The organism is Paenibacillus sp. FSL L8-0644 (genome assembly GCF_038008165.1).
GTDB lineage: Bacteria > Bacillota > Bacilli > Paenibacillales > Paenibacillaceae > Paenibacillus > Paenibacillus polymyxa_D.
This window is the reverse complement of the sequence record NZ_JBBOYN010000001.1, coordinates 1,236,655-1,261,517: the sequence shown is the minus strand read 5'-3', so window position 1 is coordinate 1,261,517 and position 24,863 is coordinate 1,236,655. Positions and strand designations below refer to the sequence as shown.

Sequence of the window (24,863 nt, the reverse complement as noted above, 5' to 3'; positions counted from 1 at the left end):
AAGCTGCCAACTTCCATCTACGCGATACAGCAATTAGCGCACCAAATCAAAGCTATGATCCGGAGCCTGCTCTTCCATGACATCCAGTACGGTATTCACGAATTGGGTAAGCAGATTCAGCGTACCCTGGTAGCCGATAATCGGATAACGATGTAGATGATGCCTGTCGAAGATCGGAAAGCCCACACGGAGCAAAGGAATTTTCGCCTCTTTCGCCGCAAACTTCAGATGGGAACTGCCAATAGCCAGGTCCACCTGGTCCTGGAACAGCAGCGAACGCATATGCCACAAATCCTGACCAGAATGAACCGTGGCTTCTGCACCGTAAGGGCTGGACTTCAGCAGAAGCTCTGCTTCCTTCTCAAATTTCCGGTCTCCATTGGAGCAAACAATATGCACCGGCTCCATGCCCAGCTCTAGACAAAAGCCAATCAAGCCGATGAGCATGTCCGGGTCTCCTGCCATAGCCACTCGTTTGCCGTGCAGATAAGCATGCGAATCCATCATGGCATCCACAACTCGAGCACGCTCCTGCTTCAATGCCTCGGGTATTTCTCTTCCGGACAGGCGGCTAATCTCCTCAAGCAAGCGATCTGTAGCCCGGATACCCAGCGGTGTGGAGATGGAGAACATCTGCTGCCCCCAGGTTTGCTTCATATAACCTAATGTTTTACGAAGAGAGTACTGCTGGATCGCCAACGTGCCGGCAGCATCTGCGGCCTTGGGCACATCCTCAAGCGGCGTTCCCCCGTAATAGTAGCTGTACTCTCCAGTAGCTCCTGAATCAAAATTACTGCTGTGGTCACCCAAAATGGTATACGTAGCGCCGAACATCCCCAGTATGCGCCGCATTTCCGCAAAATTTCCCGTATACCCGTCAAACCCGAGCAGTACATTCAGCTTCAATTCATGACCAGGCTGCGGCGTCCGGCCTGACTTGTTATACAGCGTCTCCAGCACAGAGCGCAGCATGGCATCATAGCCTGTAATATGTGAACCGGAGAAGCTGGGGGTATTGGCAAAAGGAACTGGCATATCCTCGGGAAGGGCTCCCTCCTGACGGGCATTAGCCAGGAAGGCAGACAGGTCATCTCCGATCACCTCTGCCATACAGGTCGTGCATACCGCAATCATCTCCGGCTGATACAAGGCAATACAGTTCTCTATACCGTCAATGAGGTTGCGCATGCCGCCGAATACGGCGGCATCCTCGGTCATCGAGGTGGAGACGGCAGGAACAGGCTCCTTGAAGTGGCGGGCAAGATGGCTGCGGAAATAAGCCGTACAGCCCTGTGAGCCATGAATGAACGGGAGCGTTTTTTCAAAGCCCAGTGCAGCCATAACCGCTCCCAGCGGCTGACAAGCCTTGGCCGGGTTCACGACTACGGCTGTGCGGGCAAAATTCTTGTCCTTGTATTCCTTGGTCTTGGTGTACTCCAGGGTGTCGGTAACCTCCTCTGGCGAACAAGGGGCCTCGAAGGCTCGTTTCTCCTCACGCTGGCGCACATATTTATCCTGCCGAAACAGCTGATTGTGATCGACAATATTCAGACGCTCGCTCATACCGACACCTCCGCAGTCTGCCGGGACGGCAGCAGGCTCCAAACTGGACTGTTTATGGTCATATCCATATCACGTGCAAAAATCTGGAAGCCGTCAAAACCATGATAAGGCCCGCTGTAATCCCATGAGTGCATTTGACGGAAGGGAATGCCCATTTTGTGATACACGTATTTCTCCTTGACTCCGGCGCCCATTAAGTCAATATTCAGCCGCTGGGCCAGTTCCTCCAGCTCATAGGCAGTTGGATCATCGTACAGAATAGTGCCTTCCTTTACATCGGGAAATGTCTTCTCGTAATCATCCTTATGGGCAAATTCGTAGCCTGTAGCCACAATTTCCATCCCCAGATCCTCATAGGCACCGATGGTATGCCTTGCCCGCAACCCGCCAATCAGAAGCATCACCTTTTTACCTTCCAGACGTGGGCGGTATTTACGGATGACTGCCTCCATCTGCTGCATATATTGGGCGATGACCTGCTCACATTTTTCCTGAATCGTTTCGTCAAAACGAGCTGCAATCGCCCTTAAGCTCTCCACTGTCTTGGTCGGGCCAAAGAAGTTATATTCCATCCAGGGAATTCCGTATTCCTGCTCCATCGTTGTGCACATATAATTCATGGAACGATGACAATGGATCAGATTGAGCTTGGATTTATGGGCAATCCCCAGCTCATTGATCGTACCGTCACCCGACCACTGCGCTATGACCCGCAGTCCCATTTCCTCCAGCAAAATACGCGAAGCCCAGGCATCACCGCCGATATTGTAGTCCCCGATAATGGAGACATCATAAGGCCCGCACTCCTTTAGCTCCCGGCGCCCCATCAGAAAATCGCGGATAGCATCATTGGCAATGTGATGGCCCAGAGACTGACTCACCCCGCGAAAGCCCTCACAGCGTACGGGAATGACCGGAATGCCCAGCTCCTCTGTCATCTTCTTGGCCACAGCCCCGATATCATCACCAATCAGTCCGACCGGACATTCAGATTGCACGGAGATGCCCTTAGCCAGCGGGAACATCTCCTTGATTTCCCTGCAGATCACCTCCAGCTTCTTATCTCCGCCGAACACGATATCCTTTTCCTGAAAATTGCTTGTAATCTGCATAGCGGTAAAATTATTGATTCCCAATACCCCATTCGCATAATTACGTCGGGTACCCCAACTGTATTGTCCGCAGCCGATGGGACCATGGCTAATGTGCACCATGTCTTTAATCGGGCCCCATACCACACCCTTGGAGCCTGCATAAGCACAGCCCCTTGCTGTCATAACGCCGGGCCGTGATTTCATGTTGGACTTGATGGAGCAGGTTCCGCAGTTCACAAGCTCCTCATCCGCAATCTCAAAATGCTTGGTCCGGTCCTTCTTGGCCTTCTTGGGATATACCTCCAGTATCTCCTCTACGATCTGCTTACCCTTATCCACAATACTGCTCATTTGACCTATTCCTCCCTCCTGCGAGCTGCGCGTTCAGCTCCTCCCATCATCACACGATGATTCCGTCATTAAGCCTTCTGGCTACAGCCTACTGCCCGGACGCCTCAGCTTTGTTAATTGCGGTTTCTTCATCCTCAATAATGCCGAATTCCATCAATAGATCCTCCAGCTCTTCCATGGAAATAGGGGTGGGAACCGTTAGCATGTCATTATTCAAAATTTTACCTGCCAGCTCTTCATACTCCGCAGCCTGCTTATGGTCCGGGTTGTATTGAGTTACAGTCATACGGCGCAGCTCAGCGTGCTGGACAACATTATCACGCGGCAAAAAGTGGATCATCTGCGTGTTCAGTCTTCTTGCAAGCTCTGTAATCAATTCCGCTTCCAGGTCCGTATTCCGGCTGTTGCAGATTAAGCCGCCCAAACGCACCCCACCGCTGTTGGCATACTTCAAGATCCCGCGTGCAATATTGTTGGCAGCGTACATAGCCATCATCTCGCCTGAGCATACGATGTAGATTTCCTGCGCCTTCTTCTCCCGGATCGGCATGGCGAAGCCCCCGCACACGACGTCCCCCAGTACATCGTAGGATACGAAATCCAGCCCTTCGTAGGCCCCCTCTTCCTCCAGAAAATTAATGGCCGTGATAATGCCGCGCCCTGCACAGCCGACACCAGGCTCCGGCCCACCGCATTCCACGTTCAGAATGTCACCGAAGCCCTTCTGGACAACGTCCTCCAATTCCAGGTCCTCCACCGTACCCCTTTCAGCCGCCAGATGCAGCACAGTCTGTTGGGCCTTCGTATTCAAAATAAGACGGGTGGAGTCTGCCTTGGGATCACAGCCTACGATCATAATTTTTTGTTTGAATTTGGTCGCGAGTTGAGCCAGTGTATTCTGCGAGGTTGTCGATTTGCCGATACCGCCTTTACCGTAAAACGCAATTTGTCTCATATTTTCTCAGCCTCCAAAATGTTCAATGGGTAAATCCGAATGACTGCCCTTAACTCCCTTATTACGCTGACTTCCCTTATTGCTCTGCACAGGATACATATAACGTAGAAATTTTACATATTCCAGAACGGATTCCTCAATATCCCCGCCGCATACAATAGGCAGCACGCCAGCTTCCTGCAATGCCTCTTTGGGGGCCTCGCCTATGCCGGCCGACAGCAGCAATGCACAGTCATGCACCATGGAAAGGATCTCCTTCATCGTCTCGGCCTTGTCTCCATTGCAATCGGCTTTCCCGTGGCAGTAGGATTGCACCTTACGAATGCCTATGAAATTTACGATAATCCCGTCGCTTTCATAGATCATAAATTCCTTGGCACGGCCGAAATGCTGATTCACCTTCCCTCCGCCACGACTGGCCACAGCGATTAGGACTGGCTTTGAGGTAAAGCTCACTTCAGGCTTATCCCCAGATAACGGGCAGCTACATCCAGCCCCGGTTGACGGTTGTTTGGGGTGCGATTGTCCCTCCTTGCGTTCCATTCTCACTCTCACCTTCTCATCCAGTTCTTTCTGAAATTGTGCCCTTGCCTCTTCATCCATGGGAGGAGCAGCCGCAATGTTCTCCCATGTAAAATCCTGATTGCGATCCTCGCCCAGCAGTCCAATCGCATCCGCCCTGCACTGACGGCAATGGCGCATAATGACAGCTCCCGCTTCAGCACATTTCTCCTGCAGCTGCCGGACCAGGCGGGGACGGGGGGCCCGCATCCCTTCCTGCTCATATCGGCTACCAGGTGCGATGATGAGCGGCATAATGTTGTGCAGCACTGCGCCGTGCTCCTTGACCACCCTGGCTACCTCCGGCAGATGGGCATCATTGACTTCGGGAATCAGCACCGAGTTCACCTTGCACAATACGCCTCTCGAAGCCAGCATCTTCAAGCCTGCCAGCTGGCGGTCAATCAACAGCCGTGCGGCCTCCTCACCTGTATAGCGTTTTCCTTCATCGTAGACCCATCCATAAATGCGGCTCCCCACCACTGGATCTACAGCATTGATCGTGATCGTGACATGCGAAATGCCCAGCTCTACAATCCTGTCGATATGCCTGATCAAGGTAAGGCCATTCGTGCTGAGACAGAATATGACGTCCTTAACTGTCTCACGGACCCGGCGGAAGGTATCGAAGGTTGCCTCCGCATTGGCCAGCGGATCTCCAGGTCCCGCAATGCCGACAACGGACAGCTGCATCAGCTGTGCCGCTACGCCATAGGTCTTGCTCGCCGCCTGCTCCGGCGTAAGCAGTTCACTAACAACGCCGGGACGGCTTTCATTGACGCAATCGAATTTGCGGTTGCAATAATGGCACTGAATATTGCATGCCGGGGCTACTGGAAGATGAATGCGCGCAAAATAGCGATGTGCCTCTTCGTTATAACAGGGATGTCGTCTGAGAGTTTCTAATGCTAAGGGGGTTTCCGAGAGATCAGCTAAAGAGTCCATTCATTCCCTCCTCTCTACGTTATATTCCCTTACATAAATCTCTGTTTTTGTCTGGAATATAATTACATCTTAGAGACAGGGACAAATACAGTCAATTCACTTCTCCATGAAATCCCTGACATTTATCCTCAATTCACATATGTGTCAAATTTTACGTCAAGTAATATATCGTATACTTTACATGTGCGCGGTTACATTTCATATTCTCAATAACATCAAGACGTAAAAAAAGAGAGTCCGTAAATACGGCTCTCCTTTTGAGATAAGAAACTTTAATTTTTTATTATATATTTTGGGAAATAGTCTCCGCTTATCATTCCTTCACATCTATTTTCGTCCCATCGACTATCGTTCCATCGACTTCTTTTTCATCTACCTCTGCTGCCTCTACTTCATCCGCTTCGTCACTGCTCTCTTCCTCTATTAAGGCTTTTGGCGTGTAGAGCTTGGGAATCGGCACATTCGCCCAATCCATATCGGATGCAAAATAAAAGCTCGTGTAGGACGGCTGGTTATACCCGGTATTTTGACGCGCCACATCCGTGCGATACTGCGGATCATGCATCAACGTGTACAATTTATGCGTCGTAGGTTCTGTGCTCAGATAGATACGGATGGCTGAGCTATCCGCTGTACGGACGAGCATTTCCTCCCGCCAATCTCCGAAAATGTCGGCTACCAGCGATGGAGTTCCTTTCGTATAGTTATTCGTTTTGGTTCCAGTAGCGGTCAGCAATGTACCTCGTTTCCAATCCTCAATGGTTGGGGTTACATCAATTGCGCCGTTTACGATTTGTGTGGTCATATCAGCTGCCCATTTGATACTCATATTGGTACCCGGCATCTTCGTATCCAGTTGTTTGCCCGCTGCGGTCCACAGGCCTATGGCCCAGGTCTCCAGACCTCGCTGATCCGGGTCTATGTCACCGACCATTCCCCGACCTGTATCCTTGCCGGAATATGCGCCGTAAATGATTTCACCTGTTTTGGCATCCCGCAAAGAATAGCCATATGGAGCGTAAGTGCCACCTTCATGTACCATAAAGATTTCTTTGCCGGGGCGATCCGGGTCAATATCGGTTACATGCAGTGCATCGCCGTGCCCCAATCTGGCGGTTTGACCCGGAGTTGCACTTTCAGGAGGCATGACATCAAATGAGCTGTACAACAGGCTGCCATCATGGTCAATCGTGGCGGAACCGTATACGATTTCGTCCTTGCCGTCACCGTCCACATCCACCACGCTCAAAGAATGCGCTCCCTGTGTGGTCAAGGTGCCAAATTTCGGGTCCGTTCCATCACGCCCGTGCGGACCATCGTTAAATGGATTGGTCATTGGTGTCCAGCCACTGTCCACCATCCAATGTTTTTGGAGATGGCGACCATCCCATGTGTAGGTGGCCAAAGTGGAACGCGTATAATAGCCGCGTGCAAATACGGCATACGGCTTGCGGCCGTCCAGATAGGCCACACCTGCCAGGAAGCGGTCTACACGGTTGGCGGGTTCAATTCGGGCCATGGCGTAGTCGCCCCACATGAGGCCATCGTCATGACGCTCCGGCTCATAGCGGACGGTATCCAGCTCAGCTCCCGTTTTCCCCTTGAAAATCGTCAAATACTCCGGTCCATCGACAATAAAGCCCTCGAACTCTCTCAGTTTATTTTTGTCGCTCCGCGCAGGCGCGTATACATCCATAAAGTAGTCCGTCAGGCTTTCCGCATCCTTTCGAGATAACGGATAACTGTACTTCGGAGCGATGCCAAAGCATTCCTCCAGCGTAGCAGGCCATTGTCCCTTGACCACTTCTTCATGCTTCGTCCAGTTCATGAACATGTTTACTACATGCTCATAATAATCCGAGCGACTCAAACGGTAATCATCCTCATGTGTGATCCCTGCTTTGCGATCCTCACGTGGCAGAGTAATATACTTTTCTTTTTTCGGCTTGCCCTTCTTATCAAAAGAAATCGTTTTGGTCCCTGGAGCCGTTTTGAACATCAGCTCGGCTTTACCATCGCCGTCAAAATCGTACACCATCATTTGTGTATAATGCGCACCTGATCGAATATTCACGCCCAGGTCGATCCGATACAGCAGCTTGCCTTCGGCCGTATACGCATCAACATACGTATTTCCGGTATACCCCTTCTGAGATACATCTTTGGAGTTCGACGGGTCCCATTTTACAAAAAATTCATATTGTCCGTCTCCATCCACATCCCCCACACTCATATCGTTGGCCGAATACGTATAGGATTCACCTGCGGGTGTTACGCCATCGGCAGGCTTTTGGAGAGGAAGTTCATAGTAACCCTGCTGCCATGGCTTCACTTTAGCGCTACGATCCTTTTCCCGCCCATTAACGACTGAAGCTACTCTGTATACTGATTTACCATTCCCTTCCTTATCCACATAGTTGGTACTGTCGGTCACTGTCGCAATCTTCTTACCGTCACGGTATACGTTGAAGTCCGCTCCTGTCAGCCCCGTTGAACCGTAACCGTTCACTTCTTGAGCCAATAACCGCCAGCTTAAAAATACCCCTTCCTGCGTCACCGCAGCTACCAGTCCGCGATCCAACTTTTCCAGCTGAATGCTACCGCTACGGTTCTGTTCAACTGCAATGGCTGATTCCGCCTGTAGTGTCGGTTCGGACAAATCTTCCGCAGCCACTCCTCCAGTCGTGCCCGTCATCGCCAGCATCGCTGCCAACGCAGCGGTCAAGCTTCCCTTTCGCCATGCGCCTTTACTTTGAGCCATTCGGGTCGTCCTCCTCAATAGTATTGTGATGACAAGCAAGTACGCCAAAATGATTGCGCTTACATAAATTAAATTCCCTATTATTATAGTTTTGCCGTTCCCTCAAACGCGTTTAAATATCCGAGGATTTCTCTACACAAAACCGTGTTGTTTACTCATTCCAAATAAAACAGCCCCCACCAAGCCTGTATGAAAACGGCATGCTAAGGGCTGAACACCGCCAAACTCCCCATGAAGGCAGAGGAAGTAGGCAAAATCATATTCGCATAAACTCAAAAGGAAATATAAAAAAACGGACAGTGGATTGTTCCCATTGTCCGTTTTTTTATATTTCGCGCTAGTTATGGATTAGGATTCGTCTTGATTACTGCAACCTAGTGAGGGACAAATGAACTCAAATCGTCTCGGCTGGACTGATCTGTATGATAAAACACGACATCCCCGTCCTGTAAATAAAAGGTATGCCCGTACGGGTCTTTTATCTCTCGGCGGTAACCCTCCAGTTGCCACTGGTTCAGTAGCGGGCCATTTATATACTGTAAATGCGGATGCTCAGCGTCCCCCTGACGCAGTGACTCTATATTAAAGCCGACGACGATAAAGCCCGTTTTCTTGAATATATCTGTATGCTCGTTTAGCTCCTGACGGCGACTGACCTCGCGCAAATCCGTGCCTTTGGTGACTGCGTACACATCAGCAGGCAGGCTATATTCACCATACCAGCGCTGAATCGACGCATTAGCGCGATCTACGTTAACCCCATCCGGCAGTTCTGTCTTTGGACCGATTAAAGTACGCACAGCCGCAGGCAGCACCAGCCAGTCGTAGCGTCCAACCCAGGTCTTGCTGCGTGCAATACGGTGGGCATACAGGGAAACATAACGTTCCAGTGTCAACTGGCTTTGCTGTGCTTCACTCAGCTCATGCTTGTATTGGTAGGCTGCCGCGTCCTGCATTTCCTCCATCGGCACATTGCGTAGCCGTTCATTCAAAATAACATAGCGCTTTTCCCGATCCTCCGCCGATCCCAAACGGATAAATTTTCGACTGCCGGAATGTGTATACAGATCTACCTCTTCCCGCTGTAGCCCATCTTTGCTCACCCAATAGAACGATGGCGTGATGCGAATACCGTCCTTGGCGCTAAACATATTGCCTTTGGTCTTGAGGTCAAACTTGAAATGGTAGCCTGTCTTGACTGCCACATTTGCATAACCTTCATGTGGGTGACTGCCGGGACGAATGGGCAAGGTGAATGGCTCCTGGTTCCCTCTCGGTAACCCGTCAATATTGCCAAGCCCCGTCCAATAGGACAGGCCGCTATGCGTCGGGCTCCCTTTACGTTGCCGAAACACCCGCTCCCAATGGTAATCGGCAATATCCGTGATATGAAAATCGTACATCCGTCCGATGACCTCTATATTTACCACATCATTGGCAACATGGTGGGCGATATCCGTGTTGGCATGGCGCTGTTCGGTGAACCCGTCCGGAGCATTTTCGGCAATGGTACGGAACTCAACTGTATAGTTGCCTTCATCCACCCATACGGGAAGATAAAAGTCTGTGTTGAGCTGCAGCACTGGAATGTCGATCCAGGTACCCCGCGGATAAAAATGCGTCTTTCCTTTGTCGTACACATCGAACGGAAAGCGAACCTGCTTGGTTCGTACATATTTGGCATACTCCCGATCACCATATCCGGGAATATCCAAATGTGGTCCCGCTGTTGAAATCGTCACCCGGAAAGGTCGCTCCAAAATAAGTGCGGATCGTCCCTTCGTAGGTTGGGTTTTCTGATTATGAGCAGCATCGTCCGACACTTTAGACAGATTCACTACGGGAGTGTGGACAGTCACCGTATTAATTCCCTGTATCGGGAACGTTTTATCCGCACCTCCATTGATATTTCCTTTGAGAATAGCGTAAGTGATGTCACCGCTGCTGGGCGTATTGGGTTTATTGATCTTATGCTTTTCAATCATATGGCCCGGGCTGTACAGGATATCCAACCCGATTTTTACGGGTTCAGGGATTTTGCCAGGAGTCGGCCCCTTTTCCTTGACACGCTGGTGGTCCATGATCGTTTGACCGTTGAATTTCACAGTATCGTTTTCAACTTCCACGTCTGGTGTAGCCTTCTGGGCCACAGGCTCCAGTGATCTTTGTTCATTGGGCACCTTCGGCATACTCTTGCCGCCATAAATATAAAGTGAACCCCCATCGACGATGCCCGGAGAAGGAGCCGGATAGTATTTTCCGTTGGTCGCTGATTCTACAGACGGCGGCGTGTAATTCCTTGGTGGAATCGTAATACTACCTCCCGGCAGTGCATAGTTGCGTAGCTGCGCGTTCTTGATACCGTACACCTCAAGGTTGTCGATCACCCAGTAGGAGTACGGTTTCACAATTTCGTATTTGTAATACTCCGCGACCTTCATGTGCCGGGTATCGTTGATATCTTCCCATTCCAGATCATACGTGCGCTTCAGCTTGACGTTGTAGGTGCACTCGCCTTTGAGCTGTTGGTAGGTGTTTTGAAACAGGTAATTCCGGGCCAGCACGTTTCCGTACAGGCTTTCAGAAGTTGGAATACCCTTGGCTACATCAAAACGTGACGCGCCTCGCTGATCGGCTTTAATAACGGCAGATACTGTCGGGTCCAATTCGGCAGTTTCCAAGCGCAGACCTGGAACGGGGCGGGAGCAGACAACACCTTTCGTTGGCTGTTCATGATCTTGGCAATCCGAGGGTGCTCCCTCTTGGCTTTCTCCAGGCTTAGGACAGCCCTGAGCTTCTTTGTAATACAAGTAAGCGGTAAACTGTTCAAAAGAACCGTCATAGGTAAACCCGGGTACAATTCCCGGCAAAATATCTCCGCTTGGCGGTTTACCTGTCGTGCTTTTCTTATAACCCACATACTCATATTTCGGGTTGGTTGGCGGGGGAAAATCATACGGTTGATCAGCTTTCAGTTCATCCTCTATTGGTGTAAATACGTTGTTAAGTGATTTCCCGTCAGTGGTAAAATGCTTGACGATTAGGTTGCTCTCCAGTTCGATCTTGAACAGGATGGGTTGGTAGATGCGCCAGGCTTCTACATTGGGATCGAGAGGATTAGAACTTGTTTTTCTAATATCCTGCGGTTTATCTGCGTCCAATCTTATATTCACCGTAATTGGGATTACCGTAGTATCGGTTCCGATTCCTCTCTCATCAAAAGGGCGAATATCTTTATTTTCAGTTCCTTTACTTATAGAACGTAAATAATCTTCGTAAATATCTTGTCTGGAATTACTAAAATATTCATCTGGGTCGGACGAAGTGTACAGACGAGCTTCTACGTTTTTGATTTTTCTCCCTGGAAACTGAAATTTGTATGTGAATGTAGCTTCCCCTTGCATGTGTTTATTAGGCTGTTTCCCACCCTCTGTAACCCACTGACCAGAGCTATTTTTCCACATATCGAAGTACATCATCCCAACAAAATAACGGTTATTCTTATCTGCATGGTAGGACAATGGTGTTACTTCGGCGTCGGCTGAAGCTTTGTTGGTTGGGGAATAAAAAGGTGGAAGCTGCAACAATAGCAGTACCCCCACCAGCAATACGGCAAGAATTCGGTGTGTCTTTTTCAAGTGTTTAATTACCCTTCCACGGATTAACCATCAACAAAATGTAATCTTTCGATGCCAAATCAAAACCAATATACTCAACTTCAGATAGTTTGAAAGAACGATAATTTTTAATACCATAATAGACTTCATCCGCAGATGAAAAGATTTTATAGTACATCATTTTTGTGCCATCGCCATTGTCTTTTGTCAATTCCTCTAAAGCATATCTAAAACGAGTTTCATTATTTTTGGTAACATAAAAGATTGCTCCTGCTTTAGAGTTAGTTTTAACTCTCATTTGTATATATGGCGTTCCATCAGAAGCTGTGTACCGATCAACAGAATATATATCACGTAGAAGCTTTACAGGAAGATCAGAATTCTTGAAAATCATCACTTTCTCGAAAGTGTTACCTCTTGCCCCCTTCAACAAGCTAGGGTCTGACGCAAAAAGTTTTTTATACGGCTCGATACTCACCGCCTGATGCCCCGTATCCTCCAGCGCAGCAATTTCCTTCTTTCCAATCCAGACCCAGCGACTGACCTTATCCCACTCCACCGTTTGCCCCAGACCCTCACTTACCAACCGCAGCGGCACAAAAGTACGGTTTTGCTTCAAAATAATCTTCGTCTCATACGTTTTGGTCTGCCCATCCACGGTAGCGGTGTTTTGACCCACTGTCATGTTAACAGCATGGGCATCATTTTTAATCGACACAGCCAATTGACCGCCTGTTTTCTCCCAGCCTACCTTAGCCCCTAGCGCTTCGGATACAAAACGAATCGGAACCATCACATAATCGTTACTATCCTGAAAAGGTTTAGCATCTGGAAACTGTATTTTTTTCGCGTTTAACAAGACTTCAATGGGCTTGGTGCTGCTTGCCGCCTCCGTCGTTGGAATCGTAATTGTCGCGCCCCATAGCAACGTGACTGCGGTCAAACTCAACATCCATTTTTTCATACTCATCTCTCTATCCCCTTTGTCGGCTTAAACTTTAAACTATGTATATCATCTCTAATTTCATAAACTTATCGCATCCCCACTTTCGGAAAATACTGGATACAACTTATATATTATAGGGTTTCCCTCTTACAAAATCTACAAGAAAAACTTCTAATACAAAGTATTCCAAACAAATAGACTCTATAAAGCAATCCCTCCCCCTCAATCATAGAACTGACTCATTAAAAAGTTTTATATTTCCGCAAAATATCAACAAAAAAGGGCTGCCTCTCCCCTATGAAGGAAGAAACAGCCCGTGTGCTTCACGCGCAACAAAACTATGAATATATCAGCTTATACCACCATATGGATTATTCCAGCATCATCCAATATTTCTTACATCATAAATCATACCGGACGAAAAATCAAACGTTACTTTTTCTCACGAAACATTTCAAAGATCATTCATGTATACCTGAATTTCCAGCTTGATAGAGTTGCTCATATACGTCCTTGTTGACCATCCTCAGCCCAAACAATCTGCGGATACGCTGTCCCGGCTTGGCTTTGAAGGTCACTGTCGCCTGATCCTTACCCTCCAGATATGCAGCCGGAATAGCGGCATTCACGTTGTAAAATTTATCGGCTTCATCAAAACCTTCACTAAAATGCTCAAGCGGATGACCGTTAACCAAAATATCAAAACCACAGTTTGGCATTTCCAGCGTAGCCGTGTAGGTAATAACCAACAGCATCGGAGCAGATGGATCTGTATTCAAATCAAAAGAAAACCAGCCGTCAATTCCCGCATTCCGATAAGGTCGGTTATTCACATATCCAGTGCGAGTCGAAGCATCTCCCTGGAAGTTATGATCCCGCTCCGGCTGCATTTCTCCGGGTTGGGCAAAATCAATCGTACACTGCTCCAGAATCGCCAGCTTTTCGCGTGCCGCTGTGTATTCCTGTTCCGCCTCCTGCCACGCTTCCTTCGTAAAAATATCCCAATATACGGAATACGTACGATCATGCATTTTATACAGAGGAGACAATTCCACATCCCGAGGATGCCCTGCATTCAAGGTACGGAACGTATTCGTCTTATCCTCTACAGACTGTATCCAGGCATCCAGCTTTTCCGTTTGAGGGATAAATACCGGTGTATAGAGGAAATCCTTGGCTTTAGGATCTTCTAAGGGTCCAAGGTCGCCTGCCAGCACCAACGGTCCATACATAACAGCCGCCCGATCCGGATTATCCGGCATCTGCTCCAGCCTCAGCGACATCGGAATCGTCACCTCTACAACATCCCCGTCAATCCACGTTCTGGCGATAGAGATGAAGCTGCCCGGTTCCGATACAACCGACTGTTCTTTGCCATTTACACGAATGGTAATTCCTTTTTCAGCCCAATATGGATAGCGGATGAGTAGCGTAAATGAGGCAGGTTGATCGCATTGAATCTCCAGCGTCGTATGATCTGTATCTGGATAGGAAGTGTTTTGTTTTAGCGTAACGCCTCTGTCCTTCCATTCCAGCGTGGAAGCAATGAACTGATTGACATACAGCTTATCGTGATCGTGAAAATAAATACCGCTGCCGTAGCTCGCATGGTTTTCCATCCCTGTACCAACACAGCATGTGAAATCGTCAAATTTGCTTTCAAAATGCTTGTGCCCGCCCATCGCCAGCGACAGAAAATACGTTACGCCCCCGTGAACCGGGTCCTGCGAGGCCAAAATATGATTGAATAGACCTCGCTCATAAAAGTCGGCTTCCTTGGCGGAAACATTCCATTGAAACAGATGATTTGTCAGCTTGAGCATGTTATAGGTGTTGCACGTCTCCGTCGTATGAGGCCCGATGCGATCATTCAAGCCATCCGGCGCTCCAAAATATTCTCCAAAGCTATTCCCGCCAATGACATACGAATGATGATCCACCACCCGCTCCCAAAAAAACTCCACCGTCTCCCGGCGCTTCGTATCATTAGTCAGCTCATATTCCTTGGCAAGCCCGATCAGCTTCGGAATCTGTGTGTTGGCGTGAATGCCCTGTAAACAGTCTTCCTGCGAGCTAAGCGGGTCCAGCACCAGCTTGTGCCAGAAGCACTCAGCCAGCCGCAAGTAGCGCTCTTCCCCAGTATCCGCATACAAATCGGCCAATACCTCATTCATGCCTCCATATTCGCAAAACATCATCTGCTGCATCTGCTCATCGCTCATCGGCTTCATCATTCCTTCGAGCCAGTCCGCCAGCTTGCGCTCCACCGTCAATGCCTTGTCACAGCCTGTCAAATGGTACGCATCACGCAGGCCAGCAAACAACTTGTGTAGTGTATACAAGGGGGCCCAGGCACCGTTTAGGTCAAACCCCTTCGAGCGAATATTTCCAGCAGACACCTCTTCAAAAAGTTCCTTTCCCCCAGGAATACCGGATACATATCCGTCACCGTGCGCTGCCTGACAAACGGCTAGTTCATCCGTAATGTAATGTGCAATTTCTTTAAAACGCTCATCGCCCGTTGAAGCATACATCATGGAGCAAGCGGACAAATAATGTCCCAGTGTATGACCGGAAATAGTCATCGCTTCCCAGCCCTCATATTGAGGCGCTTTGGGCGTAAGTCCGGCATATTCCCGAAAACGCGCCAGCAGACGGTCTGGTTGAAGCTCCAACAGATAAGATCGGTTCAGCTCCATCGCCTGTTTGAAGGGACCTTCAGCCAATACCACCTCGTTCAGTGCGAACGGTCTTGCTTTCATATGGGCTTTTGCTTTAAGAGTCACTTTCCGTTCCTCCTTTAAGACGAATTTGGGACAAAAAAACGCATATCAAACACAACGAGCCGTTACGCGCCGCTGCCAAAGGTTTGCCCCCACTGCTGGTACAGCTGCGTTCTCGCCTCTGTAATGCCGGGATGAAACTGAATCAGCGCATGCTTCCGTGCAAAATGGACCTCACGGATCGCCTCCTGCACCCGCTGTTCCCCGCCTGCTCCGCCGAGTCCAGCGGCATGGAGCACGGAAGCGGCGGCTAATCGACCTTGGGCCATCGCGACCACCCCGCTTTCGATGCCGGTAATATTGCCGGCAACGTACAGCCCTTTGAGCGAGGTTTCCATTCGCTCACCATGCAGTGGAACATGCCCGCCCAGCTCAGGGCTGTACACGAATTTGCACCCGGGTACCGCCGCCAGCTCGGCGAGCGGATACAAGCCGCCGCTCAGCGCCACGAAGTCGGCGGGTTCGACGCGCTCGCTGCCGGGAATAGGCGAGCCGTCCGGTTTAACGTGGACCAGGGTCACGGATTCGACCCGGTCCTGGCCGTTGACGGACAGCACCGCTGTCCGCAAACGGATCGGGATATCCCACAGACGGAAGCCTCTGTGGGGATAGCAGCACGCGATGAGTTTCTCCATCCGCAGCGCCGCTGCCAGCCTGCCGCCTGCACGCATCCAGGCGGCAGGAGCTAGCCCCGACAGCTGAAGCAGCAGCTTCGCGGAGGCTGTCGGATCTGCCGCCGCACCAGCCAGCGGATTAGCGCACGGCAGTGTAATTGCCGCCACCTTCACCCCGGCGACAGACAGCTCGCGGGCAATCGCCATCGACAATACGTTCATGCCTACGATGATGCCGCGTTCCCCCGGCTTAACGTAATGAACATTAGTCATTACTTGTGCGGCCCCGATAGACATGACGCCCGGTAACGTCCAGCCATCCAGCGGAACGGGAATTTCGGCAGCTCCAGTCGCTAGCAATACGTAATCCGCAGTGAACAATCCACAGGAAGTGGAAATTTCCCACGTTGTTGTATATTCCATACCATGCACGGAAACGCCGCAGCGAATGTCCACCCCAAGCTCCCCGCAACGGGTAATCAGCTCATCCGAAACGTGTTTTCCAACCCACCAGCCTTGACTGCCTTCCTCATGATATTGCCCGGGCATACGTCCACCCGGCTCTGTAAACTCATCCAGTACCGTGACTGGCAATCCTTGCTCAGCAGCCGATACCGCTGCGGACAATCCGGCGGGACCCGCCCCAATGACGATAAGATGCGCCATTTCATTCATGTCACAATTCTCCCTGTGATTTCATTCGAAAGCTGCCGCCCGGTTTCCACCACCATACCTTCTTCCAGCTTGGTCAGGCAGGAACGGACGGTACCGAACGGATGAACCGTCAGGCGGCATTCGTTACAATGCCCAATGGCGCAGTATACGCCTCTGGCCGTACCGGATTCCTCATGCCTTCTCAGCAAACGGACACCGCTGGCCAGCAGCGCTGCTGCCAATGGTTCTCCAGCCAATCCCTGCATGGGACGACCGTCAAAAAAGAAAGATACCTGCCGCCGCTCCGGCTTTGGTCCCAAAATAGGATGATTTACAATACGCGTGCGGCTCATAAAGAACCTCCCTCTGCCAGCTGCCCGAACGTTACGGGACGCACTGGTGGCCTTTGCGATAACAGCTCCGCCTCCCGGCGGGCAGCAGGAACCTGATTGTAAAACCATGACTCCACCAATTGTCGGCATACCCTACCCTGACATGCCCCCATCGTCACCCGCGTAGCCATTTTAAGCTGGCGCACGGTGTCCATACCCATGCGGCAAGCCTGCTCCATCTGTGCGATACTCACTTCTTCACAGCGACATATGAGCAAATGACCTGATGCGCTCCCCACCGTCTCACTTCGTCCCGTCACCCGCTTACTCATAGCTGATCGCACAGGTTTTAATCGCTGAATAAAAATCCAGCGCCGCCTGGCCCTGTTCCCGGGTATGTGAACTGGATTGCTTCAGACCGCCAAACGGAGCCTGGTATTCCACACCAGCCGTCTCCTGATTAACCCGAACCATACCGGCGTTCGCCTCATCCAGAAACCGATGAGCCAACCGCAAATCGCGGGTGAATAGAGAGGCGCTTAATCCATAAATAGAATCATTGCACAGTCGAATTGCATCCTCGAAGTCGTCCGCTTGCACGACCCCCAACACAGGTCCAAAAATCTCCTCCTGAATCAACGGATGGGATGAATTGAGTCCAGTCGCCACCAGTGGACGCACATAATATCCGTTCTCTGTCCCGGCGGCGGCTCCACCTTCGGCCAAAATGTGAGCTTCCCGACGTGCGAGTGATACATAGGACATGACCTTCTCGTATTGACCTGCGGATGCCACAGGTCCAAGATACGCACCGGGGTCAAGCGCCGGAGCGATCTGTATTTTTTCCACCGCTTGGCGTAAGGCTTCCGTGAACGTCTCATAGACAGACTGTTCCACGATCACCCGGCTGGTGGCCGTGCATTTCTGCCCGGCTGAACGTAAAGCTCCGCTGATAATCATCGCCACCGCCTGTGCTACATCCGCGTCTTTCAGCACAATGGCGGCATTTTTACCTCCCATCTCGGTCTGGTATTTCATGTTACGGCGCGCGCATCGCTCGGCAATGCCCAAACCTGTAGCGGTGGAACCCGTGAAGCTGACCGCATCTAGTACCGGAAGCTCCAATAAGGCATCGCCAATACGGTTCCCCTGCCCAATGACTAAGTTCAGTACACCGGGTGGAAGCTGCACCGCCTCGAATAGCTTGGCGACCCGTACTGCAGTTAATGAAGCATGTTCGGCAGGCTTCCAGATGACCGTGTTTCCGCACAAAAGTGCAGGGGCGATTTTCCATAGCGGAATAGCTACCGGAAAATTCCACGGCGTAATGACAGCCGTTACCCCCAGCGCAATGCGCTTTGTGTATTGGAGCACTCCCGGCTCATTCGAAGGAATGACTGTACCGATGGAACGTACGCCTTCTGCCGCATAGTAGCGGAGCAGATGGACACCTCGCATGACCTCTCCGCGCATCTCGGTAATCGGCTTGCCCATCTCACGGCTGGCCAGTTCAGCTAATTCAGGTAATGCTGCTTCTAGTAACCCGGCTGCTTTGAACAGATAAACTCCCCGCGCTGCGGGACTTAAAGCAGCCCAGCCCGCCTGAGCCAGCCGTGCCGCATCCCCGGCCTGTGTAATATCGCCCGTTTCTGAAAAATGGACGACTCCCACCTCCTCCTTCAAGTCCGAAGGATTGTGAACCACCAATTCCTCGCCGGAAGGGCTCAGCCACTCACCACCGATCCAATTTCGGCTCTCCATCATCTTCACCTCCATTCAGGATGAAACCCCGCTCGGACGAACCGCCACCTCAAATGCTTCGCGAATGCGGTCATAATCCGCCTGCGGCAGCGCAAGTCTGGGCGGACGTGTCGGACCGACCGGAAATCCAGCCAGCTCCATCATATATTTGATGGACTGTACCAATTGCGGGCTGGCATCATAGTGGAACAGCGGCAGCAGCCTGCGATACAACGCGGACGCTTCTGCCATATTTCCCGCCTGTGCAAGTCGGAACAGCTCTACCCCTTCCTTGGGCAACGCATTAGGCACCCCCGAAATCCAGCCTGTCGCGCCGAACAATGCCCCCTCCATCGCTAGATTATCTACTCCAACCATGACCTCCAGCTCTGTCTGATCCAAAATAGCGTGAATACGCCGTACATCACCGGAAAATTCCTTGACTGCTACGATATTTTCAATTCGCGACAAGTCCGCAAGAATATCTGGAGTCAAGTCAACCTTGTAATCATGGGGGTTGTTATACGCAATGATCGGCAAGCCCACCTTTGACAATGCTTCATAATGGGCCGTTACCTCATGAGGCAGTGGATTGTAATTAATGGGTGGCAGTGCCATGACACCCGCAGCCCCAGCATCCTTCGCATGCTGAATCCAATGCACCGCCTGTTTGGTGGACGGAGCCGCCGAGCCGACAACAACCGGGACACGCCCTGCCGCAGCGTCAATTACGGTATGCACAACCTGCGACCGTTCCTCCGGGGACAAAGCCGCATATTCTCCCAGCGATCCTGTAGGAACCAGTCCGCTAATGCCACTTGCAATCAGATGCTCGCACAGCTCGGTCAGACGCTTATGGTCTACCTCCAGCTCTGCCGTGAACGGTGTAACCAAGGCCACATACACACCTTCAAAACGTGCCATATGCTTACCAACCCTTTCCCATCTTTATTTTCATATTCAGCATTCGGGACGGATGTAAAATGCTCACATCAGCAAAAAACCTTCTTTAAGCGGGTCCTCGGGGTCCAACACAAATTGATGATGTCCCGTCACCCAAGCCGATCCTGTAATTTGTGGAATGACTGCCGGATAAGGACCTATCTGCGTCTCGCCCACGATTTCAGCCCGAAACATGGAACCTGTGATGCTTTCATGTACAAACGGCTCATTGAAGTCCAGTTTTCCTTTGGCGTGCAACACCGCAACCTTGGCTGAGGTTCCTGTGCCACAAGGAGAACGATCGATACCTCCCGGTGGGATGACGACGACATTGCGGCAATCGGCCTGTGGAGCCACAGGCTCTCCGTAAAATTCAATATGCGTCAACCCTTGAATAACCGGATTTTCAGGATGTACGACCTCAACAACCGCATTCACTGCCTCCCGAATCTGCACTGCTGTTCGTACAATTTTTGCCCCATGGCTCTGCTCCAGTGCAAGACCGATGGAAGCCGCCTCCACAATGCCGTAAAAGTTGCCTCCATACGCAATATCCAGCGTGACTTGCCCGATGCCCTCTACCTGTACCTCCACCTCACGACGGTACACAAAAGAAGGAATGTTTGTGAACGTTACTTGTCGCACCTTGCCCTTATCCACCTTCATCCGCACTTGAACCGGGCCTGCCGGAGTGTCCAGCAATATCGATTTTTTATTTGCAGCAATCAGCCCGCCTTCCATCAGCGCCGTGCATACGCCAATCGTATCGTGACCGCACATTGGTAAATAGCCACCGGTCTCTATAAAGACCACACCGATATCAGCATCTGGGTGACACGGTTCTGTTAAAATACAGCCCGACATCACCTCATGCCCTCGCGGCTCGAACATCAGCAAACGGCGAAAATCATCATGATGTGCTGCCATATAAGTCATTTTTTCCAGCATCGTACGACCTACCAGCTTAGGCGCGCCGTGAATGACCGTTCGCGTCGGATTGCCCCCCGTATGGGTATCAATGGTAGTAATTCTGCCCAGTACACTCATCCGGTTACCTCCCCGTGAACCTCGTGGTTGGTAAAAGCCTCCCCAAATCGGTCATATCGCAGCGGCTCCACCGGAATGCAAGTGGGTTCGCCACGTACCATTTCGGTCACCAGTTTACCCGTAACCGCCGCAAGACTAATGCCATCCCCCTCATGACCAGAAGCGATATACAGCCCCGGTACTTCGTCCACCACTGATACAATTGGCAAATGATCAGGTGTCCATGGACGCAAGCCAGTATACGCCCGCATCAGCGGTACATTGGCTAAAGCAGGAAAAAAACGAATGGCTCTACGGGCGATTAAGCGAATCACTTGCTGATCGACACGTGTGTCCATACCGACAAACTGACGGCTGCTGCCGATCAGAATGTTTTGAGATGCGGTTGGCTCGAATACCAGCGCTACACCGTATTTTTCATAAAGCTCATCCACACACCGCTGACCGCCAAACTTGCTCATCAGATAGCCGAACTCCATTACCTTGCGGTTGCCAATGGAAGGCATTCGAGCAGACACCAGTATATGTCCTTTGCGCGGTATAATCGGAAGGTCCAAACCGAGTGAATGACCGATGCTGCGTGTCCATACACCTGCCGCCAATACCACTGCACCTGCATGGATAACGCCATTAGGCGTCTCAACCCCGCGGACGTTCCCCCTTTCGTCCTGAAGGATGGACTGTATCGGCATGCGCGGTAATAACTTGGCCCCCATCCGACGCGCGGCCTCGGCCAGTGCATACGTCATCAACACCGGATTCACAGTGGAATCTGTCGCACACTCCAGCCCACCCGGCAAATCTTTGGCCAAATGTGGCCATTCCTCTCGCAAATCCTGATGATCCAGCATGCGAAACGGAAGTCCTTCCTGCTGCTGACGGGTTACCCACTGCTCAGCCGCTTGCATCTCCTGATCGTTTTCACAGACCAGAATACTTCCAGGCGCACGATACTCAAACTCATCCTCCAATTCCCTAGCCAGCTCTGCCACCAGTTCCTGCGATACCAACGACATTCGACTGTCAAACCCGGGCTCTTTATCGATTGCCAATATATTTCCATCACAACGGGACGAAGTGCCTCCAGCAATCTCCCCTCGCTCAGCCAGCACGACCTTCATACCGGACTTAGCTGCATAATAAGCGATGGCTGTACCGATGATTCCGCCGCCTACAATGACCAGATCCGCGGCATCATGTTTCATTCGCTTCCCTCCCTTCGGCCGTTTTAATCTGCTTATGAGGTATTATTTACAGCTTGAGCGTAAAGGTTTGCGTCACAGGCTTGCTCAGCTCATCATAATCCCGCAGCTGTACAGTGAACGTATACGTCTTGTTGCCTGCTCCGCTGTCCGCTGTTCCGCTAATCGTTCCTGTAAAGCGATCCAGTGTGAGCCCTGCGGGCAGTTGACCGCCTGTCACCGTCCAATCGTAAAACGGAACGCCTCCTTTGGCCTCCAGCTTGGCCGTGTACGCTTTGCCTTTGACGGGTGCTGGCAATTGCTTCGTTATGATTTCTGGCGCGAGGAAAGGAGTCAGGTCCTTACGCAGCGGCCAGCCAGCTTTTTCTGCTACCAGTAGCGAAAGCTTCGTGTTCATCCAGCGCCGGGTCGGGAACAGATGGCGCCAGCCTCCATTTTGTCCGCTCAATCTGTCGACTTCTGCAAGCTCTCCGGAGAGATGATAGCTGTCATCCAGTGCAGCTGGTCTGTGCTGATAAGCCAGAATATCCGGGTCATTGCCCGCCGCTTCCTTCAATGCTTTGACACCCGGGAATGTGTCGCTGAACACAATCGCATGACCAAATTCATGCATGATCAGCCCATGCACATCCGTCACCTTGGACAGATCGGATTGATACCATTCTTCATCGTCTACGGATGTGAATGGAATCGCATCATCATAGAAATCCAGTATCAAACTATAGGAACGGTTCAGGTTCCCTGGGACGGTCACACCGTTACGTGTATGATAATTGCCGTTCGTGGCTGGAAAGCCCGTAGAATACGGCCCGTTCAGCCCTCTCATAAACACCCACATGCCTTTGTAGGGCTTATCATTTGTCACCTGTATTTCATTTTGCCAGTCGTCTCCTGGCAGATGGTTTACCTCCGCTTTGGCAGGAACCTCATCGAAAGGAGCCAGATCAAAGAAATAGAACCAGTCCTTTACCGCCAGCTCTGCGGCTTTTTTGGTAGCTGCATCATTGAAATAAGGCTTGATCGTATCGAATCTGTAGTCAAAATGGAGAGGGACTGTGGGTTCTTTATTATCGTCCTGATCCAACACGCGAATCGGAATGGACTGAGTAGTCGTGTGACCACCATTTCTGGCAACGGACATAGACAGCGTATAGTTCTCTATTTCACCGTTTCCTCCAATCCGGTCAGGATGGATGGCTAGCCGAAAATCTTTTTCCTCCTGGGCATTGGCAAAAGTCAGCGTTTTGCTTGCACCTTGCGCCGACAGCGTACTTGGCAAATCCATCATCAGCCGGGACGTGCCCTGCGGATTTAACGTAACCGTTAACGGAAAAGCAGCATCCGCTGGCGGTTTTACTTTTAGCTTCACATACGGGTTGGCCAGATATCCTTGCCAATCAACCAGATCTATACCATAATCGTTCACCGTCCGGCTAAAAATGTCGACGACTTTTACACCCGATTTTGCCTCGGCATAAGCCTGTTGACCCGGAATAGCTGGTGTCAAAGCTACAATGAGAGAAGCCGTCAGCGCAGTCAGCCATATTTTGGTGTGTCTTTTATGCGTGTTCATTTGATCCCCTCCATCTCATTTTTGAATGACTTACAAACTAAACTATGATAGTTACCTATAGCGCCACTGCGTTTTATAATAAAAGCAGCTCCTTAGGGGAAGAGGTCAGTACCTTGACACCGACATCTGTGATCAGCACATCGTCCTCAATCCGAACTCCGCCAAAGCCTGGAATATAAATGCCTGGTTCCACAGTAAGGACATGACCTGGCACGAGCACCGACTTACTTTCGCGGGAAAGCCGTACCTGCTCATGAATCTCCAAGCCAAAGCCGTGGCCCAGCCCGTGACCAAACTGCTCCCCATAGCCATAGGAGGCAATCACATCCCGCCCCAGACTGTCTCCCTCCCGACCGCTCATGCCAGGGCGAAGTCCAGCAATCGTCGTCATATTCGCTTCCAGCACAATAGCATACAGTTCCTCGTGCCGCTCCGACGGATTGCCGACGAATACGGTACGCGTGATGTCGGATAGATAGCCACGCACATTTGCGCCAAAATCCATTGTGACAAACTCGTTCTGACCAATTTCCTTGTCACTGGCCAGTCCGTGCGGCAATGCCGAGCGCTCACCCGAAGCGACAATGAACGCAAAACCGCCTGATTCCGCGCCTGCGAGCCGAAGCTGATATTCCAGTTCCGCCGCAATCCGCCGCTCTGTGACCCCAGGCTGAATATAATTCAGCACCTCCGTAAAGGCAGCATCGGTAATACGCGTTGCCTCACTTATGGTCCGAATCTCTTCTTCGTCTTTCACATCGCGCAGCCGTTCAATGACATCCTCCGTTTGCACGTACTCCAACGAGCCCAGCGCGGCTTGAAGCTGTCCCGACTGTTGAAGTGAGACATGCCTGCTCTCCAAACCCAGTCTACGAACCCCCAACTTACTTGTGAGATCAGCGATGGTCTGGAAGATTTGCGACTCATGCCGAATCACTGAATATTCCACTGCCTGATCTGTTGCCTGCATCATATAGCGGAAATCCGTCACTAAAAAAGCCTCTTCTTGCGTAACAAGCACAATTCCCGCAGAGCCTGTAAATCCGGTCATATATCTTCGATTGGGCCCATGTGTAATAAGCAGTGCATCTATCCCTAGAGCCGTGAATTTCGAGCGTAACCGGGCCAGTCTGCCAGGAACACCCTGTAACGGTTTTGTCTTCTGACTGTCTTCCACTTTCAC

17 protein-coding genes are annotated in these 24,863 nt (G+C 50.9%); all 17 read right to left on the bottom strand.

The features are described from left to right. Positions 1-33: 33 nt before the first annotated feature. The 17 genes from nifK to NSS94_RS05590 all read right to left on the bottom strand — a co-directional run bounded on the left by nifK (position 34) and on the right by NSS94_RS05590 (position 24,857). A complete protein-coding gene (nifK, locus tag NSS94_RS05670) occupies positions 34-1,563 on the bottom strand; it encodes a nitrogenase molybdenum-iron protein subunit beta (protein WP_069010333.1) in 1,530 nt (509 codons plus the stop codon). Further along, complete coding sequence (nifD, locus tag NSS94_RS05665) at positions 1,560-3,008, bottom strand: nitrogenase molybdenum-iron protein alpha chain (RefSeq protein WP_069010332.1); 1,449 nt, start codon at positions 3,006-3,008, stop codon at positions 1,560-1,562. Before nifD ends, nifK begins: the two co-directional genes overlap by 4 nt. An 88-nt stretch (positions 3,009-3,096) precedes the next feature. Continuing rightward, positions 3,097-3,963 (bottom strand): nitrogenase iron protein, encoded by an 867-nt coding sequence (gene nifH, locus NSS94_RS05660; protein ID WP_069010331.1) that lies wholly within the window; start codon positions 3,961-3,963, stop codon positions 3,097-3,099. 6 nt (positions 3,964-3,969) lie between these two features. Then, positions 3,970-5,469 carry a nitrogenase cofactor biosynthesis protein NifB gene (nifB, locus tag NSS94_RS05655; protein WP_341038874.1) on the bottom strand — a complete coding sequence of 500 codons (1,500 nt, stop codon included), beginning with the start codon at positions 5,467-5,469 and terminating at the stop codon, positions 3,970-3,972. A gap of 313 nt (positions 5,470-5,782) precedes the next feature. Next, positions 5,783-8,230, bottom strand: a complete 2,448-nt coding sequence (locus tag NSS94_RS05650) for a rhamnogalacturonan lyase (RefSeq protein WP_341038873.1) — start codon at positions 8,228-8,230, stop codon at positions 5,783-5,785. 374 nt (positions 8,231-8,604) lie between these two features. Continuing rightward, entirely contained in the window at positions 8,605-11,868 is a 3,264-nt protein-coding gene (locus NSS94_RS05645; protein WP_341038872.1) for a DUF5704 domain-containing protein, read from the bottom strand. 4 nt (positions 11,869-11,872) lie between these two features. Continuing rightward, the gene (locus NSS94_RS05640) at positions 11,873-12,817 is read right to left on the bottom strand and encodes a copper amine oxidase N-terminal domain-containing protein (RefSeq protein ID WP_340884532.1); all 945 of its coding nucleotides are present in this window, start codon (positions 12,815-12,817) and stop codon (positions 11,873-11,875) included. A gap of 437 nt (positions 12,818-13,254) precedes the next feature. Continuing rightward, a complete protein-coding gene (locus NSS94_RS05635) occupies positions 13,255-15,555 on the bottom strand; it encodes a glycoside hydrolase family 127 protein (RefSeq protein ID WP_069010385.1) in 2,301 nt (766 codons plus the stop codon). A gap of 86 nt (positions 15,556-15,641) precedes the next feature. Beyond that, the gene (locus tag NSS94_RS05630; protein WP_341038871.1) at positions 15,642-16,865 is read right to left on the bottom strand and encodes an NAD(P)/FAD-dependent oxidoreductase; all 1,224 of its coding nucleotides are present in this window, start codon (positions 16,863-16,865) and stop codon (positions 15,642-15,644) included. Further along, positions 16,862-17,197, bottom strand: coding sequence for a (2Fe-2S)-binding protein (locus NSS94_RS05625; RefSeq protein WP_029516055.1), 336 nt, complete (start codon positions 17,195-17,197; stop codon positions 16,862-16,864). The genes NSS94_RS05630 and NSS94_RS05625 overlap by 4 nt, the downstream gene beginning before the upstream one ends. After that, entirely contained in the window at positions 17,194-17,520 is a 327-nt protein-coding gene (locus tag NSS94_RS05620; RefSeq protein ID WP_230584936.1) for a (2Fe-2S)-binding protein, read from the bottom strand. The genes NSS94_RS05625 and NSS94_RS05620 overlap by 4 nt, the downstream gene beginning before the upstream one ends. After that, entirely contained in the window at positions 17,501-18,937 is a 1,437-nt protein-coding gene (locus NSS94_RS05615; RefSeq protein WP_340887066.1) for an aldehyde dehydrogenase family protein, read from the bottom strand. The genes NSS94_RS05620 and NSS94_RS05615 overlap by 20 nt, the downstream gene beginning before the upstream one ends. A gap of 15 nt (positions 18,938-18,952) precedes the next feature. Further along, positions 18,953-19,840 (bottom strand): dihydrodipicolinate synthase family protein, encoded by an 888-nt coding sequence (locus NSS94_RS05610; RefSeq protein ID WP_340884526.1) that lies wholly within the window; start codon positions 19,838-19,840, stop codon positions 18,953-18,955. Positions 19,841-19,903: 63 nt separating this feature from the next. Beyond that, entirely contained in the window at positions 19,904-20,905 is a 1,002-nt protein-coding gene (locus NSS94_RS05605) for a proline racemase family protein (protein WP_341038870.1), read from the bottom strand. After that, on the bottom strand, positions 20,902-22,110 hold the full coding sequence (locus NSS94_RS05600; protein ID WP_341038868.1) for an NAD(P)/FAD-dependent oxidoreductase: 1,209 nt from the start codon (positions 22,108-22,110) through the stop codon (positions 20,902-20,904). Before NSS94_RS05600 ends, NSS94_RS05605 begins: the two co-directional genes overlap by 4 nt. Before the next feature lie 46 nt (positions 22,111-22,156). Then, the gene (locus NSS94_RS05595) at positions 22,157-23,680 is read right to left on the bottom strand and encodes an Ig domain-containing protein (RefSeq protein ID WP_341038867.1); all 1,524 of its coding nucleotides are present in this window, start codon (positions 23,678-23,680) and stop codon (positions 22,157-22,159) included. A gap of 73 nt (positions 23,681-23,753) precedes the next feature. Further along, on the bottom strand, positions 23,754-24,857 hold the full coding sequence (locus NSS94_RS05590) for a M24 family metallopeptidase (protein WP_049816916.1): 1,104 nt from the start codon (positions 24,855-24,857) through the stop codon (positions 23,754-23,756). Between the last annotated feature and the right edge of the window lie 6 nt (positions 24,858-24,863).